At 67.6% G+C, this 14,546-nt stretch carries 14 protein-coding genes; 10 read left to right on the top strand and 4 right to left on the bottom strand.

The window, feature by feature from the left end:
• Positions 1–6: 6 nt before the first annotated feature.
• From ABZ345_RS08185 to ABZ345_RS08170, 4 genes are read left to right on the top strand one after another with little or no spacing between them, the layout of a single operon-like run.
• Positions 7–1,062, top strand: a complete 1,056-nt coding sequence (locus tag ABZ345_RS08185; RefSeq protein WP_359844228.1) for a thiolase domain-containing protein — start codon at positions 7–9, stop codon at positions 1,060–1,062.
• Positions 1,062–2,204: a thiolase domain-containing protein gene (locus ABZ345_RS08180; protein ID WP_359844226.1), complete on the top strand. Its 1,143-nt coding sequence runs from the start codon at positions 1,062–1,064 to the stop codon at positions 2,202–2,204. The genes ABZ345_RS08185 and ABZ345_RS08180 overlap by 1 nt, the downstream gene beginning before the upstream one ends.
• On the top strand, positions 2,201–3,061 hold the full coding sequence (locus ABZ345_RS08175) for a TIGR03619 family F420-dependent LLM class oxidoreductase (RefSeq protein ID WP_359844224.1): 861 nt from the start codon (positions 2,201–2,203) through the stop codon (positions 3,059–3,061). Before ABZ345_RS08180 ends, ABZ345_RS08175 begins: the two co-directional genes overlap by 4 nt.
• Positions 3,058–3,498 carry a nuclear transport factor 2 family protein gene (locus tag ABZ345_RS08170; RefSeq protein ID WP_359844222.1) on the top strand — a complete coding sequence of 147 codons (441 nt, stop codon included), beginning with the start codon at positions 3,058–3,060 and terminating at the stop codon, positions 3,496–3,498. Before ABZ345_RS08175 ends, ABZ345_RS08170 begins: the two co-directional genes overlap by 4 nt.
• 47 nt (positions 3,499–3,545) lie before the next feature.
• On the opposite strand, the gene ABZ345_RS08165 is transcribed toward ABZ345_RS08170, so the two are convergent.
• Positions 3,546–3,926, bottom strand: coding sequence for a hypothetical protein (locus ABZ345_RS08165; RefSeq protein ID WP_359844220.1), 381 nt, complete (start codon positions 3,924–3,926; stop codon positions 3,546–3,548).
• Between the two features lie 158 nt (positions 3,927–4,084).
• Between ABZ345_RS08165 and ABZ345_RS08160 the strand changes: the two genes are divergently transcribed.
• A complete protein-coding gene (locus ABZ345_RS08160) occupies positions 4,085–6,835 on the top strand; it encodes a BTAD domain-containing putative transcriptional regulator (RefSeq protein ID WP_359844218.1) in 2,751 nt (916 codons plus the stop codon).
• On the opposite strand, the gene ABZ345_RS08155 is transcribed toward ABZ345_RS08160, so the two are convergent.
• The gene (locus tag ABZ345_RS08155) at positions 6,807–8,033 is read right to left on the bottom strand and encodes a cytochrome P450 (RefSeq protein WP_359844216.1); all 1,227 of its coding nucleotides are present in this window, start codon (positions 8,031–8,033) and stop codon (positions 6,807–6,809) included. The genes ABZ345_RS08160 and ABZ345_RS08155 overlap by 29 nt on opposite strands.
• 128 nt (positions 8,034–8,161) lie before the next feature.
• On the opposite strand from ABZ345_RS08155, the gene ABZ345_RS08150 reads away from it, so the two are divergent.
• Positions 8,162–9,289 carry a steroid 3-ketoacyl-CoA thiolase gene (locus tag ABZ345_RS08150; RefSeq protein ID WP_359844215.1) on the top strand — a complete coding sequence of 376 codons (1,128 nt, stop codon included), beginning with the start codon at positions 8,162–8,164 and terminating at the stop codon, positions 9,287–9,289.
• A 306-nt stretch (positions 9,290–9,595) separates the two neighbouring features.
• On the opposite strand, the gene ABZ345_RS08145 is transcribed toward ABZ345_RS08150, so the two are convergent.
• On the bottom strand, positions 9,596–10,792 hold the full coding sequence (locus tag ABZ345_RS08145) for a DUF222 domain-containing protein (protein ID WP_359844213.1): 1,197 nt from the start codon (positions 10,790–10,792) through the stop codon (positions 9,596–9,598).
• Positions 10,793–11,617: 825 nt separating this feature from the next.
• Between ABZ345_RS08145 and ABZ345_RS08140 the strand changes: the two genes are divergently transcribed.
• The 4 genes from ABZ345_RS08140 to ABZ345_RS08125 are packed head-to-tail and all read left to right on the top strand — an operon-like array spanning position 11,618 to position 14,310.
• Positions 11,618–12,622: a hypothetical protein gene (locus ABZ345_RS08140; protein WP_359844211.1), complete on the top strand. Its 1,005-nt coding sequence runs from the start codon at positions 11,618–11,620 to the stop codon at positions 12,620–12,622.
• Between the two features lie 6 nt (positions 12,623–12,628).
• Positions 12,629–13,276 carry a hypothetical protein gene (locus ABZ345_RS08135; protein WP_359844209.1) on the top strand — a complete coding sequence of 216 codons (648 nt, stop codon included), beginning with the start codon at positions 12,629–12,631 and terminating at the stop codon, positions 13,274–13,276.
• Between the two features lie 57 nt (positions 13,277–13,333).
• On the top strand, positions 13,334–13,987 hold the full coding sequence (locus tag ABZ345_RS08130) for an HD family phosphohydrolase (RefSeq protein WP_359844207.1): 654 nt from the start codon (positions 13,334–13,336) through the stop codon (positions 13,985–13,987).
• On the top strand, positions 13,951–14,310 hold the full coding sequence (locus ABZ345_RS08125) for a hypothetical protein (RefSeq protein ID WP_359844206.1): 360 nt from the start codon (positions 13,951–13,953) through the stop codon (positions 14,308–14,310). Before ABZ345_RS08130 ends, ABZ345_RS08125 begins: the two co-directional genes overlap by 37 nt.
• On the opposite strand, the gene ABZ345_RS08120 is transcribed toward ABZ345_RS08125, so the two are convergent.
• Positions 14,294–14,542 (bottom strand): three-helix bundle dimerization domain-containing protein, encoded by a 249-nt coding sequence (locus ABZ345_RS08120; protein WP_359844204.1) that lies wholly within the window; start codon positions 14,540–14,542, stop codon positions 14,294–14,296. The genes ABZ345_RS08125 and ABZ345_RS08120 overlap by 17 nt on opposite strands.
• Positions 14,543–14,546 lie beyond the last annotated feature (4 nt).

Here is a 14,546-nt window from a genome sequence, read left to right as displayed (position 1 = left end):
GCTCGCATGCGTGACGTCGCGGTAGTGGGGTTCGCGCAGACGCCCTGCGTGCGCGAGACCGACGGCACCACCAACGGTGTCGAGATGCTGGTGCCGATCTTCCACGAGGTGCTGGGTTCGCTCGGCCTGACCAAGTCCGACATCGGCTTCTGGTGCTCGGGCTCCTCGGACTACCTGGCCGGGCGCGCTTTCTCCTTCGTGTCGGCCGTGGACGCGATCGGCGCTTTCCCTCCCATCGCGGAGTCGCACGTCGAGATGGACGCCGCCTGGGCGTTGTACGAGGCGTGGGTGAAGCTGCTCTGCGGCGAGGTCGACACCGCTCTGGTCTACGGCTTCGGCAAGTCGTCCGCGGGCCAACTCCGCCGGGTCATGGCCATGCAGCTCGATCCTTACGTCGTGACACCCCTGTGGCCGGATTCCGTTGGCCTGGCGGGGATTCAGGCCCGCATGGGCATCGAGGCGGGGCTCTGGGACGAGCGGGCGATGGCGTCCGTGGCAGCGCGAAGTCGTGCCGCCGCACTCACGAACCCGCTGGCGCAGCTGTCCGGTGAGGTCGACGTCGAGGAGCTGCTGGCCTCCGACTATCTCGCGGATCCGTTGCGGCGGCACGACTGCGCGCCGATCACCGATGGTGCCGCCACGATCGTCCTGGCCGCGGGTGATCGCGCACGGGAACTGTGCGAACGCCCGGCGTGGATCACGGGGTTCGAGCACCGCGTCGACTCGCCGTCGTTCGGTGCCCGCGACCTGCTGACGTCGCCGTCGACGGTGGCCGCGGGCAAGGCGGCCGGCGCCGACGGCATCGAGGTCGCCGAGCTGCACGCTCCGTTCAGTCATCAGGAAATCCTGCTGCGCCAAGCACTCGGGCTCGGCGACGACGTTGTCGTCAACCCGTCCGGCGGCGTTCTGGCCGGCAACCCGATGTTCGCGGCCGGTCTGGCCCGCATCGGCGAGGCCGCCCGCCGCGTCCACGACGGTTCCGCCTCGAAAGTCCTCGGGCATGCCACGAGCGGCCCGCTCCTGCAACAGAACCTCGTCTGCGTGATGGAAGGGCGGGAGTAATGCGACCGGCAGCTGTGGTCGGCACCGGCCAGACGCACCACGCCGCGAAGCGCCTCGACGTCTCCATGGCGGGCCTGTGCCGCGAAGCGATCGACCGTGCGATGGCCGACGCGGGCGTGGACTGGTCCGACATCGACGCCGTGGTCCTCGGCAAGGCTCCGGACCTGTTCGAGGGCGTCATGATGCCCGAACTGTTCCTGGCGGACGCGTTGGGCGCCACCGGGAAACCGTTGCTGCGCGTGCACACCGCGGGCTCGGTCGGCGGCAGCACCGGCAACGTGGCCGCCTCGCTGGTCCAGTCCGGCGTCCACGACCGCGTCCTGGCCGTGGCCTTCGAGAAGCAGTCCGAGTCGAACGCGATGTGGGCGCTCTCCGTCCCCACCCCGTTCACCATGCCCGTGCACGCGGGCGCGGGCGGCTACTTCGCTCCGCACGTCCGCGCCTACATCCGCCGCGCGGACGCTCCCGAGCACATCGGCGCCATGGTCGCCGCGAAGGACCGCCGCAACGGGGCCAAGAATCCCTACGCACACCTCAAACAGCCGGACATCACGGTCGAGTCGGTGCAGGCCTCCACCATGCTGTGGGACCCGATCCGGTACGACGAGACCTGTCCCTCCTCGGACGGCGCCTGCGCGGTCGTGATCTCCGCCGAGCCGACCTCCGGTCCTGCCGCGTGGATCCGCGCGACCGCCATGCGCACCGAGCCGACGACGTTCGCCGGACGCGACCAGGTCAACCCGCAGGCAGGCCGCGACGCCGCCCGTGCGTTGTGGAAGCAGGCGGGCATCACCGACCCTCTGTCCGAAGTGGACGCGGCCGAGATCTACGTCCCGTTCTCCTGGTTCGAACCGATGTGGCTGGAGAACCTCGGTTTCACCGACGTCGGGCAGGGCTGGAAGCTCACCGAGGCGGGCGAGACCGAGATCGGTGGCCGCCTCCCGGTCAACCCGAGCGGCGGCGTCCTGTCCTCCAACCCGATCGGAGCCTCGGGCCTGCTGCGGTTCGCCGAGGCCGCCATGCAGGTGATGGGCACCGCCGGCGACCACCAGGTGGACGGCGCCCGAATCGCCCTGGGCCACGCCTACGGCGGCGGCTCCCAGTTCTTCGCCATGTGGGTAGTCGGATCGGAGAAGCCATGAAGTTCACGGTCGGCATCGCCATGAGCCCGCTGGACCAGCTCACCGAGCTCGCCCGGTGCGCAGAGGAGTGCGGCTACTCCTCCATCGCCCTGCCGGACTCCCTCTTCTTCTCCGAGAAGGTCTCCGCCGATTACCCCTACACCCCCGACGGCTCCCGCATGTGGAACGCCGAAACCCCGTGGGTGGACCCGTTCGTGGCCGCCGCCGCGATGGGCGCGGTGACCTCGCGCATCCACTTCTACACGCAGGTGCTGAAACTGGGCTCCCGCAACCCACTTCTGCTCGCGCGCCAGGTCGGTTCCGTCGCCCACCTGACCGGCAACCGCTTCGGCCTCGGCGTCGGGCTCGGCTGGTCTCCCGAGGAGTTCGAGTGGTGCGGCGCTCCCTACAAGAACCGCGGCCCGCGCGTCGACGAGATGATCGACATCCTCAAGCTCGTGCTGGGCGGCGGAATGGTCGAGTACCACGGCGACTACTTCGACTTCGACCGCCTGCAGATGTCACCCGCTCCCACCTCGCCCGTGCCGTTCTACGTGGGCGGCCACTCCCCCGCCGCGTTGAAACGCGCCGCTCGAGTCGGTGACGGCTGGACGTCCGCGATGATCAAGTTCGCCGATCTGCGGTCGGTGATCGCCCAGCTGACCGACCTGGGCGCGTTCGAGCGGCCGTTCGAGATCCAGGCCGTCTGCATCGACCGGTTCGGCCTCGACGGCTATCGCCAGCTCGACGAGATCGGCGTGACAGACGTGATCGTGGTGCCGTGGCTGTTCTACGGCGTCGGTTTCGACGGCACGTTGGAAGCCAAGAAGGACGGACTTCGGCGCTTCGCCGACGAAGTGATCGGAGAGTTCGCGTGACCGCGGTGACCTGGAACGCTTCCAAGACCGAGACGCCCGCGCGGGTGGCGTCGTGGCGCTCCATGGACGCCGTGACGCGCAAGGCGAAGGACGAGTGGCTGGCGCTCTTCGCCGAGGACGCCGTCGTCGAGGACCCGGTCGGCCCGTCGATGTTCGACGAGGAAGGCAAGGGCCACCACGGAAAAGCCGCGATCGCCGCCTTCTGGGACCTCGCGATCGCAGGCGTGGAACGCTTCGAGTTCGCGATGCACGACTCGTTCGCCGCCGGTTCCGAATGCGCCAACGTCGGGACGATTTCCGCGTTCCTGCCCGGTGGGATGCGGGTCGACACCGAAGGCGTGTTCGTTTACAACGTCGGCGAAGACGGGTTGATCCGGTCTGTGCGGGCGTTCTGGGAGACCGAACGGGCGATGGCCACTTTCCGCCAGGCCGATTGAAGGGACTGGCACGACCCCCATGACGTGCCAGTCCCCCGCGACGATCGTCAGACGTTGTCGATCCCGCCGACCGCCGAGATGCTGCAGCCTCGCAGTTCCAGCTGGTAGTAGCCGTAGAGGCCGAACACGGTGCCGCTGGTGAAGCCGCCGGTGCCGACCGTGCCGGAGCGCACGACGACGCCGGTGTTCACGTCACGCACCCGCCACGGGCATGGAGACGGGCGGAGACGGTTGTTGACGTAGTAGTCGACCCAGTGGCCGGACGAATTGGCGCCGACCACGGCGGTGGTGCAGTTGCCGCTCGACCCGACCACGCAGCGCGAGCTGGCCATCGTCTGGATCGGATCGGCCGAAGCCGGAGCGGCCGTGCACACCGCGGCGGCGGTCAGCGCGACGGCGAGGCCGGCCTTCTTGAGCGTGGAGAACATGTGGATCCCCCTCTGATGTGATCCGCCGTGACTTCCGGCGTGCCCCCGACTGTCTGCCGCCGTCTCCGTGAATCCTCAGTGATTCTCAACAATCCGCTGCTCAGTGCTGGTATCACCGATCGCGCACGCGGAACTCGTCACCTTTCTGGAACGAGCAGATGGAATTTGTCCTTCTGGGCGGAACGGCAGTGCTCGCCGACGGCGTCCCGCTCGACCTGGGCCCGGCGCGGCAGCGGTGCGTCCTGGCCGCGCTGGCGGTGGACGCGGGCCAGGTGGTGTCGGTGGAGCGGTTGATCGAGCGGGTGTGGGGCGACGAGCCGCCGCTGCGGGTCAGGGCGACGTTGCTGAACTACCTGTCCCGCCTGCGGGTGCTGCTCGGGGTGGCCGTGGCGCGAAGACCCGGTGGCTACGCGCTGGAGGTCGAGCGCTCCGACGTCGACCTGTTCCGGTTCCGTTCCCTGTGTGCCCAAGCCCGTGGTGCTGACGACCGGCAGGCGGAGGCGCTGCTGCGGCAGGCGCTCGCACTGTGGCAGGGAGAAGCGCTGACCGGCGTGGAGAGCGAGTGGGCGACAGCCGAACGCGACCGGCTGCACCAGCAACTCCTGGACGCCGAGTGCGACCTGACCGAGGTCCAGCTGCGCCTGGGCCACGGCGACGACCTGGTGGCCGCGCTGTCCGCCCGCAGCGCCCAATGGCCGTTGGACGAACGTGTCGCCGCCCAGTTCATGCTCGCCCTGCACCGCGCCGGGCGCACCGCCGACGCGTTGGCGCACTACCGGCAACTGCGCGAGCGGCTGGTCGGCGAACTGGGCACCGACCCCGCCCCGGCTTTGCAGGAACTGCACCAGCGCATCCTCGACGCCGACCCCGCCCTCACCCAGTCCTCACCGGAGATGCCGGTCCCTCGGCAGCTGCCAGGGCGACCGCGGTGGTTCACCGGCCGCGGCACGGAACTGGCCCGCCTCGACGATGCGCTGGCCGAGGGGGACACGGTCGTGATCTCGGCGATCGCCGGTGCGGGAGGGATCGGCAAGACCTGGCTGGCGCTGCACTGGGCGCACCGGCACTCCGACCGGTTCGCCGACGGGCAGCTGTTCACCGACCTTCGAGGATTCAGCCCCACCGAACAACCCGTCGCGCCAGATACCGCGCTGTTAGGTTTCCTCATCGCACTGGGCGTCACCCCGGACCGCGTGCCGACCGACCTGGACGCCAGGTCGGCGTTGTACCGCAGCCTCGTTGCTGACCGGCGGATGCTGGTCGTGCTCGACAACGCCGCCACCGCAGACCAGGTGACACCGCTGCTGCCCGGCAACCCGAGCTGCACCGTCCTGGTGACGAGCCGCACCGTGCTCGCTTCCCTGATCGACCGGCACGGCGCCCGCCATCTGCGACTCGACGCGCTGGCCCGCACCGAGGCGCGTGCGCTGCTGTCCGCACGTCTGGGCGCCAACCGCGTCGCCGCCGAGCCCGATGCCGCCGACGAGCTCATCGAGCTGTGCGGGGGCTACCCGCTCGCACTGTCGATCACCGCTCGCCACGCCGCGGACCACGCCCTGACCGTGGTGGCCGCCGAGCTGCACGAGCTGGGGCTGGGGATGCTCGACCATGACACAGACCCCGGTGCCAGCCTGCCCAGCGTGTTGTCCTGGTCCCTGCATCGGCTCACCGACCAACAACGCACCCTGTTCGGGCTTCTCGGCATCGCTCCCGGCCCCGACACGACCTTGCCCGCCGTGGTGGCCCTCAGCGGCCTGTCGCCGGTCCGTGTGCGCATAGCGTTGTCGGCGTTGGAGGACGCATCACTGCTCGAACGGCGACCTGGCGATCGGTACGAGATGCACGACCTGGTCCGCGCCTACGCCGCCACCACCGCCGACGACCTTCCTGCTGAGGTACGAGAAACGGCACTGGTGCGGGTGATGGACTTCCACCTGCACACCGCCTTCGCGGCCGACCGCATCCTGAACCCCGCCCGCCAACGCCTGCAACCCGACCCACCCGCGCCAGGCGTCCACCCGCAGCCGCTGCCCGATGCCGCGGCCGCAACCGCGTGGCTGGAAGCCGAGCACACCACCATCCTGGCCACCCAGCGCACTGCCGCCGTCTTGGGCCGCCACCACGTCGTCTGGCACCTCGCCCAGGCACTGGACACCTTCCACTACCGGCAGGGGCGCATGGGCGACGCGATCGCCGCGTGGCGGACGGCGCTGGACGCCGCCCCACACCTGCCCGACCCCACTGCTCGAAGCCGCGCGCACAGATGTCTCGGCTACGCCTGTGCCCTGATGGACCTGCATGAGGAGGCCGTCGAACACCTGTACCAAGCCCTCGATCTGGCCGTACGTCACCGTGTCCCCACCGAACAGGCGAACACCCATCTGGTGCTCGCGAGAGCCTGGGGAGAACAGGGCAATGACCGGCGGGCACTCGACCACGCCCGACAGGCCCTCGACTTCTACCGGGTCCTCGACGAGCCGGTGCAGGAAGCCAACACGCTCAACATGGTCGCTTGGTACGCCGCGCGCCTGGGCGAGTTCGAGACCGCCCGCGACCACTGTCGCGCCGCACTCGATCTGTACCGGCACCACCACAATCCCGACGGTGAGGCGGACACCCTGGACACCCTCGCGCTCATCGCCCACCGCACCGGCGACCACGAGCAGGCCCTCGCCCACTACCACCAGGCGCTCGCGCTGTCCCGTGCCCAGGGCAACGCCTACCAGGTCGCGGACACCCTCGACAACATCGGTCACTTCCACCTGGCTCTCGGGCACCACGAGCAGGCCCGCGAGGCATGGCGCGAGGCGGTGAAGCTGTGCCAGGAACAGGGGCGCGACGAGGACGCCGCCCGGCTGCGGCGTCTGCTCGAAGCGTTGTCTAGGAGTACTGGACCCGGAACTCCTTGATGCCGTTGAGCCATCCGGACCGCAGCCGCCGCGGTTCGGCGACCTGCTTGATGTCCGGCATGGCGTCGGCGATCGCGTTGAAGATCAGGTCGATCTCCAGCCTCGCGAGGTTCGCGCCGATGCAGAAGTGCGCGCCACTGCCGCCGAAGCCGAGGTGCGGGTTGGGGTCGCGGAGGATGTCGAACTTCTGCGGCTCCTCGAACACTTCCTCGTCGAAGTTCGCGGACGAGTAGAACATCCCGACCCGTTGGCCCTGCTTGATCTCCACGCCGCTCAGCACGGTGTCCGCCATCGCGGTGCGCTGGAACGACACCACCGGCGTGGCCCACCGGACGATCTCGTCACCGGCCGTTGCAGGCCGTTGCTCCTTGAACAGCTCCCACTGGTCCGGGTGGTCGAGGAACGCCTTCATGCCGTGCGTGATGGCGTTGCGCGTCGTCTCGTTGCCTGCCACTGCAAGCAACAGCACGAAGAAGCCGAACTCCTCCGATGCGAGGAACGCGCCGTCCGCGTCGGCCTGAACGAGCTTGGTCACGATGTCCGAGCGCGGGCACTTCCGGCGGTCCTCCGCCATCGTCCACGAGTAGCCCAGCAGCTCGGTGGCCGCGGCGAGCGGTTCGATCTCGAACTCCGGGTCGTCGTAGGCGATCATCTGGTTCGACCAGTCGAAGATCTTGCGCCGGTCCTCCTGCGGGATCCCGATCAGCTCCGCGATCGCCTGCAGCGGCAGCTCGCACGCGACGTCCGAGACGAAGTCGCCGCTCCCCTTCGCGACCGCCTCCGCCACGATCCGCTCAGCACGGGAGGTGAGAGCCTCGCGCAGGGCGTTGACCGCCTTGGGGGTGAAGCCGCGCGAGACGATGCCGCGTTGCTTCGTGTGCGTCGGCGGGTCCATGTTCAGCAGGAGCAGCCGCTGCATCTCGATGTTGTCGCGCGGCATGTCGTCCTTGAACCGGATGATCGCCGTGTTCTCGCGACTGGAGAAGATCTCGCTGTTGCGCGAGACCTCCTTGACGTCGTGATGCCTGGTCACCACCCAGTAGCCCTCGTCGGGAAACCCGCCCTGGCCCAGCGGTTTGGAGTTCCACCAGATCGGCGCGGTCCGGCGCAGTTCGGCGAGCTCGTCGACGGGCAGGCGACTCGCGTACATGTCGGGGTCGGTGAAGTCGAAGCCATCCGGGATGCGCGGCTTGCCCACAGGCACCTCCTAGGTGGAACGCGTTCTATCCGATTCAAACACGGTTGCGCCTTGTATTGAAGCCCTCGGGCCGCCAATCTGGAGCCCTGCAGGAACGTGTTCTAGTTTCATCGCCTGAGGAGGCTCGCGTGGGCAGTCCGGTGATCGTGGGAGCGGTGCGCACGCCCATCGGCAGGCGCAACGGCTGGTTGTCCGGCCTGCACGCGGCCGAGCTCCTCGGTGCGGCACAACGAGGTCTTCTTGACAGGACCGGCGTCGATCCGTCCACTGTCGAACAAGCCATCGGCGGCACCGTGACCCAGGCGGGCGAACAGTCGAACAACATCACCCGCACCGCCTGGCTGCACACGGGCCTGCCGCACACCACCGCCGGCACGACCATCGACGCCCAATGCGGCTCGGCCCAGCAGTCCACCCACCTCATCGCCGGCCTGATCGCCACAGGAGCGATCTCCTGCGGCATCGCGTGCGGCGTCGAGGCCATGAGCCGCGTCCCCCTGGGCAGCAACATCAGCGACGCCGGCAAACCCCGCCCCGACTCGTGGTCCATCGACCAGCCGAACCAGTTCGTCGGCGCGGAACGGGTAGCTCTCCGGCGCGGCATCGGCCGCGAGGAGGTGGACCGCTTCGGTGTCCAGTCGCAGACGCGGGCTCGGCGTGCCTGGGCGGAGGGCCGGTTCACCGCCGAGGTCGTCCCCGTGAAGGTCGGCGAGGAACTGGTGGAGACGGACCAGGGCCTGCGCGAGACGTCTCTCGAAGCCTTGGCCGCGTTGAAGCCCGTGCTCCCCGACGGCGTGCACACGGCAGGCACGTCGTCCCAGATCTCGGACGGCGCCTCAGCGGTGATGGTGGTGGACGAGGACTTCGCGCGAGCGCATGGGTTGCGGCCGCGGGCGCGGATCGTCACGCAGTGCCTTGTCGGCTCCGACCCGTACTACCTGCTGGATGGGCCGGTTGACGCGACTGCTCGGTTGTTGGAGCGCAGCGGCATGAAGATGGCCGACATCGACCTGTTCGAGGTCAACGAGGCGTTCGCGTCAGTTGTGCTGTCGTGGGCTGCGGTGCATCGGCCGAACCTGGACCGGGTCAACGTCAATGGTGGCGCCATCGCGATCGGTCACCCGGTGGGGAGCACGGGTACGCGGCTGATCACGACGGCGCTGCATGAGCTGGAGCGTCGGGACGCTACGACGGCGTTGATCACGATGTGTGCGGGTGGGGCGATGGCGAGCGGGACGATCATCGAACGGATCTGAGGTTCGCTGCTCGGTTCCAGCGTGCTTGCGTGGGCAGTACCGGGCCGGGTCAATTCATCGCCGCTTCGCGACGATTGCGATTGGGGCTTGACTTTGAGCCTCTAGCAAGATGCTTCATCGGCCTTAAAAGGCCGGGCATAAGGAGCCCGGCCGATCCCTTCAACGGTAGCATCTTGCACTCAAAGTCAAGCCCCAATCGCCGGGCTGGGCACGTCATGACCGCTTCCCGGATCCGCATAAGTTCGGACGGCTCGCTTCGCATCGCCACGATCGGCGCTCACCTGGGTTAGTAGGTGAGCGCGGTCGTTAAGCGGCGTGGAGCAGGTTGCGTCTCGGGTTGCGATCACGGTCGAGCCAGGAGGGTGGGTAGAAAGTGGGTGTGCCCGAGACCATTTTCACTGCCCACTCGCTTTGATGGATCAGCGTGTGGTGATGTCGGCACACCAAGACCGCGTTCTCCACTGAGGTGCTGCCGCCATCTGCCCAATGGTGAATGTGGTGGGCGTCGCACTGTCTCGGCGGGCGGAAGCAGCCGGGGAAGGCGCAGCCTCGGTCTCGGGCCACCAGGACTCGGCGGATTCCGGCGGGGAAGCTGCGGGTCTTGCGGCCGATGTCCATCGGCTGCGACTTGTCCCCCAGCACCAGCGGAATGATCCCCGCGTTGCACGCGAGCTGGCGGACCTGGCTGGCCGGGATCCGCTCGCCGTTGTCCAACATGCCCCGGCTGACCTTGTCGGCCAGGTCCTCGTAGCTCATCGTCACCGTGAGGGTCACCGGCTCGCCACCATGCTCGGGCAACTGGTCGGCCCGCACCATCAGGTTGACCAACTCGGCGAACGCATCGCCCTCACGCTCGGAGCGGGACCGCAGGTCCGGGCCTTCCACGGTGGTCTCAGGACGGGGCTTGGCCAGCGGGTCCAGCATCGCCTCGAAGGTGGCGCCGGTGACCGCGTCCAGCAACGCCCGAATCTCGAGCTGACCGTTCTTCCACTGCTTCACCAACTGGTTGACGACCGGCGCAGGCTCGACGTCGCGAGGCTCCGGGTCGCTCTGGTAGAGCCCGTAGGCCAGGTCCTTGCCGAACCTGCGCACCGCATAGGGATCATGCTCGCGGGCCACGTCCACCACGAGCTGCTCGACTTCAGCAGGCAGTGCCTTCATGACTTCGGCGACTGCCCTGACATGGTCGGCCGACAACGCCCCCTCCGCCGCCGCTGCGGCGGTGAGAGGAAGCTCGGGAGCAGGTTCACTGCCAGTCGGAGTGATCTCACGCCCCAGCAGACCGGCATGCGCGACCCATTGCTTAGCAGCCTTTCGATCCCATCGGACCGCGTGCTGCAACACCTGCGCCAAATCCTTGTAACCGAATTCAGCCGCAGCCCCACGCTGATCAAGTTCAGCGATCTTCTGCATGACCACGTTTTCACGAATCCGAATCTCCATCACCTCCTCGACGATGCTGCGCAGCAGCTCGTCAGTGGAGAGGAGTCGGGTTTCGCTCACGTGTTCTAATCTACCGCAAGATCACAACATAAAAGCAGCTCAGCCCACACACGATAGAGTGAACCAACCAGCGTGGCGATGCGAAGCGAGCCGTAAAGGCCTAATGCCCATCCAGCAACCGGTCATGACGTGCCCAGCCCGGCGATTGGGGCTTGACTTTGAGTGCAAGATGCTACCGTTGAAGGGAACGGCCGGGCTCCTTATGCCCGGCCTTTTAAGGCCGATGAAGCATCTTGCCAGAGGCTCAAAGTCAAGCCCCAATCGCAATCGTCGCGCAGCGGCGATGAAATGACCCGGCCCGTCTGGACCTGCGCGCCCACCCACGCAAGGCGACCGGCCCGCACTGGTGACCCCTCCGCTGGAACGCGACCAGCCGAAGCAAGCCGACCACCCACCAGCCCCCGGAAGCCAACCCGTCCGCCACCGCCCGTCCGCCACCCGCCCACCCGGCACCACCCCCACCCAGCACCACCTCCACCCGGCACCAGCCCCCATCCGGCACCAGACGGACCGACACTCGGCCCACCGGCCCAACGCCACGCGTCCCGATCTGGCCAAGACACCGCCCGTGGGTGCGTTCGGGTGGGCGGGTCACCCTCATCCGACACGTCCGGGGCGGGCAGCGACAGGGCGTCACCGAAGCGCACGGATGCGGGTCGGCGACTGGGCTCAAGGGCGGTTATTCCGGTTCTAAATGTCGCACGAATAGCAGCTTCCTTATCTTTTGACCGACGCGTACAGTAACTCCGCGCACTTGATCGGACACCGACCGCATTCGTCCGTTCGGGTAGCGGCCGATGAGGTGACCCCCAGGAGGTGGGACTCGTGTCCGCGGAGGCCGGAGGCATCCGCAGCAACCTGATCCAGGAGTTGTTCTGGACTCGGACCGGGTTGCTCCTCCTCATACTCGTGGTGACGTCCGGGGCCAGCTTGGCCATTTCCAGTCAAATGGATTCCGGTACGGCGAGAAACCTGCTGACCGCGCTGGGTACGGGCACGCTCATATCCGCGGTGGTGAGCTTCACGCAGACGTTGATCACTTCCAAAGCCGCGCAGAAGGCGTTGCTCGCTCCGGTCATCGAGGAGAGCAGGAAGGCGCTCAGGGAACTCACTCAGGAGTATCGGGCGCTGGACCGGGAGTTCTTCCCCAGTCACGTGTTCGAGCCGACGGCCACGCCCGATCCCGAGTTCAACAAGCTCATGATGCAGGACCTGGAGCGGACGCGGCTGTACTGCTTCCGCGGGTTCGCCGGGCGGTACGCGGCGGGAAGAGTGCTGCTCAGCCAGACGGAGTGCGAGCTCAGGGCTGTGCTGGCGGACCCGCGCGACGACAACGCGATCAGCGGGCGGGCGCGGTATCTGCTGAGGAACGAAGGTGCCGACGGCAACTACGACGAGATCCAGAAGAAGCTCAAAGAACAGATCTGCATCGGGCTGGTCGGGCTGTACCAGGCGAGGAGCAGGTGCAGCAGGATCGATGTCACCATCGTTTCCGATCCGCCGCTCGACAGGCTCGAGCTGTTCGACGACTCCGTGTGGATGACGCTCTACAGCAACACCGCCGGAGTGCTGAGGCAATATCCCAGGACGCTCAGGTTCACCGAGAGCTCGTTCCTCTACGCGATGGAGCGCGCCGAGTTCCTGCGGATCAGCAATTCCAGGGCCGGATACCACTTCGTCATCACGCCGAGCACGTCGAGAAACGACTTCCTGGCGTTGTACGAGAAGATCACCGGCGACTCTCTCGAAGCAGACGGGTTCACGGAGCTGGAAGAGAAGTTCCACGCATTCCGTCGCGAATTCTCCGCATCCGCTCAGTTGAGGAGCTGATCGATCTTGCTAGCCGAGTTCACCGGGTTGTCCGCGCTCGAGGAGCTCGCCGCTCGGGTGAAGTGCGCCGAATTTCCCGTCGTGGACCACTGGACCGATGTCGGCGAGTGGTTCCGCGAGTGGGCGGCCCGGCCGGAGTTGCGCAAAGAGCTCAGGGCCTACCTCGACGGGCTCACGCCTCAGCAGGCGACGTGGGTGATCGCGCATTCCCGTGAGACGACGACGCACTTCGCGTGGTGCCTGCGTGACGAGCCGGACGAGCCCTTCACGTTCTGGCTGCACGAGTACAAGCCGCTGGCGGACTGGCGCACCGGGTACGCCGACTCGGTCCACAACCACCGGTACCACTTCTGCACCACGATCCTGAGCGGCGCGTACCTGCACGAACGTTTCGACGCCCGGCTCGGTGTCGGCGGGCGCTCGGTCATCGCCACCGAGCTCACGAAGCGCACTCAGTGCACCGAAGGCACCACGGGCACGTTGCTCGCGCACGAGTTCCACCGCATCCCGCGGGCGGCTGAGGGGACCATGACGTTCCTGGTCAAGTCCCGTGCCGTCACGCCGTGGAGCCTCAGCTACGACCCGGACACCGGGACCAGCCACCGGCACGTGCCGGTCGAGGACCGACTGGAGGATCTGACGAACCACCTCTGAAGCCGCACCGAGGCCGCCGTAACACGCTTACCATCAGCCCACCCGGTGGGAGGGCTGATGATGCGTACGCGCACAACGATTCCGAGGTCTGTCATCGCGGACGTGGAGCAGCGCGTGAGGCGGCTGTGCGAGGACCTTGCCGCGAAGCTGCAGTTCCACGGCTGGCACCACGTGAGCTTCGTCCGCGACAAGGCGGTGCACTTCGCCAAGCGCAACGGCTCGGCGGAGGACGTCGTCGAGGTCGCCGCGCTGGTGCACGACCTGAACTACATGGTCCGCCGCAACTCGCTTCCCACGGACGGCGAGGCGCTGCGCAGGAAGACCCTCTTCGTCGCAGGTGTCTGCGTCGGCGACATCGAGTGGATCGAACGGATCGTCATCGAGGCGGAGATGCGCACCCGCCGCCGCGACATCTCGCCGGAGGCCCAGGCGCTCTCGGACGCGGACACGCTGTTCAAGGCGCTGCCGGTCACGCCGGTCGTCATGGCGCACAAGTACCTGCAGGAGAACGGCATCACCCTCAAGGAGCTCGCGTACAAGATCGTGGGCGAGCAGGTGGGCAAGGCCGACGAGGGCTACTACTTCTACGACGCGGAGGCGGCCTCGACCTACACCAAGTGGGCCGAGACGAACCTGTCGCTGTGGAAGTGCATCGTCGAGTCCCTCGACGACCCGTGCGTCGAGGACCTGCTGACCAAGGTGGCGTCCTGAGCACGTTCTTCATCAAAAGTGGCGAGTCCCTGGCCGCCGGCGACTACGACGCGCGCGAGGCGGTCGTCGTGTGGCACCAGGTGCTCAACGAGGTGTGGGAGCCACAGCCGGAGGACAGCGTGTTCGCGCTGCCCGACGCTCTCGTCGCACAGCTCGTCCAGGCCCACCCCGCGCGCATGCACGACGTCGCGCTGAGCTGGGCGCCCCTCGTCGACATGGACTTCCATGCCGCGTTCGCACACCTCAGCCAGCTCTCCGCCCTCGCGCGCACGGCAGCGAGCCGCGGCGAACGCCTCTACGTCGAGGTCACCGAGCCGGCGTGAGGCCCACCACCTGCTGAAGAGGCATCTGCACGCCGACAGCGGTGAACGCGAGCTCACGGGCGGCGCGGCGTGCGGTGAGCACCGCGAGATGGGAGTGCACGGTCGCGGTGTGGCTGAGCGAAGCGTACGCGGCCTCCGCGGCCTCCCAGATCTCTTCGTTCGTCACCTGACCACCGAAACGACGGGTCAGCTCGGTGATCGCCTGACGAAGTTGAACATCCGGGTTCGGCATATCA

Source organism: Lentzea sp. NPDC005914, assembly GCF_040629405.1.
Taxonomy (GTDB): Bacteria; Actinomycetota; Actinomycetes; order Mycobacteriales; family Pseudonocardiaceae; genus Lentzea.
Note: the sequence above shows the minus strand (reverse complement) of the source record. Positions and strands in the feature narration are given on the sequence as shown.

Coding starts and splice junctions, on each gene's coding strand:
- ABZ345_RS08185 (WP_359844228.1), top strand. CDS start 7: ATGCGTGACGTCGCGGTAGTGGGGTTCGCGCAGACGCCCTGCGTGCGC.
- ABZ345_RS08180 (WP_359844226.1), top strand. CDS start 1,062: ATGCGACCGGCAGCTGTGGTCGGCACCGGCCAGACGCACCACGCCGCG.
- ABZ345_RS08175 (WP_359844224.1), top strand. CDS start 2,201: ATGAAGTTCACGGTCGGCATCGCCATGAGCCCGCTGGACCAGCTCACC.
- ABZ345_RS08165 (WP_359844220.1), bottom strand. CDS start 3,926: ATGTTCTCCACGCTCAAGAAGGCCGGCCTCGCCGTCGCGCTGACCGCC.
- ABZ345_RS08160 (WP_359844218.1), top strand. CDS start 4,085: ATGGAATTTGTCCTTCTGGGCGGAACGGCAGTGCTCGCCGACGGCGTC.
- ABZ345_RS08130 (WP_359844207.1), top strand. CDS start 13,334: ATGATGCGTACGCGCACAACGATTCCGAGGTCTGTCATCGCGGACGTG.
- ABZ345_RS08120 (WP_359844204.1), bottom strand. CDS start 14,542: ATGCCGAACCCGGATGTTCAACTTCGTCAGGCGATCACCGAGCTGACC.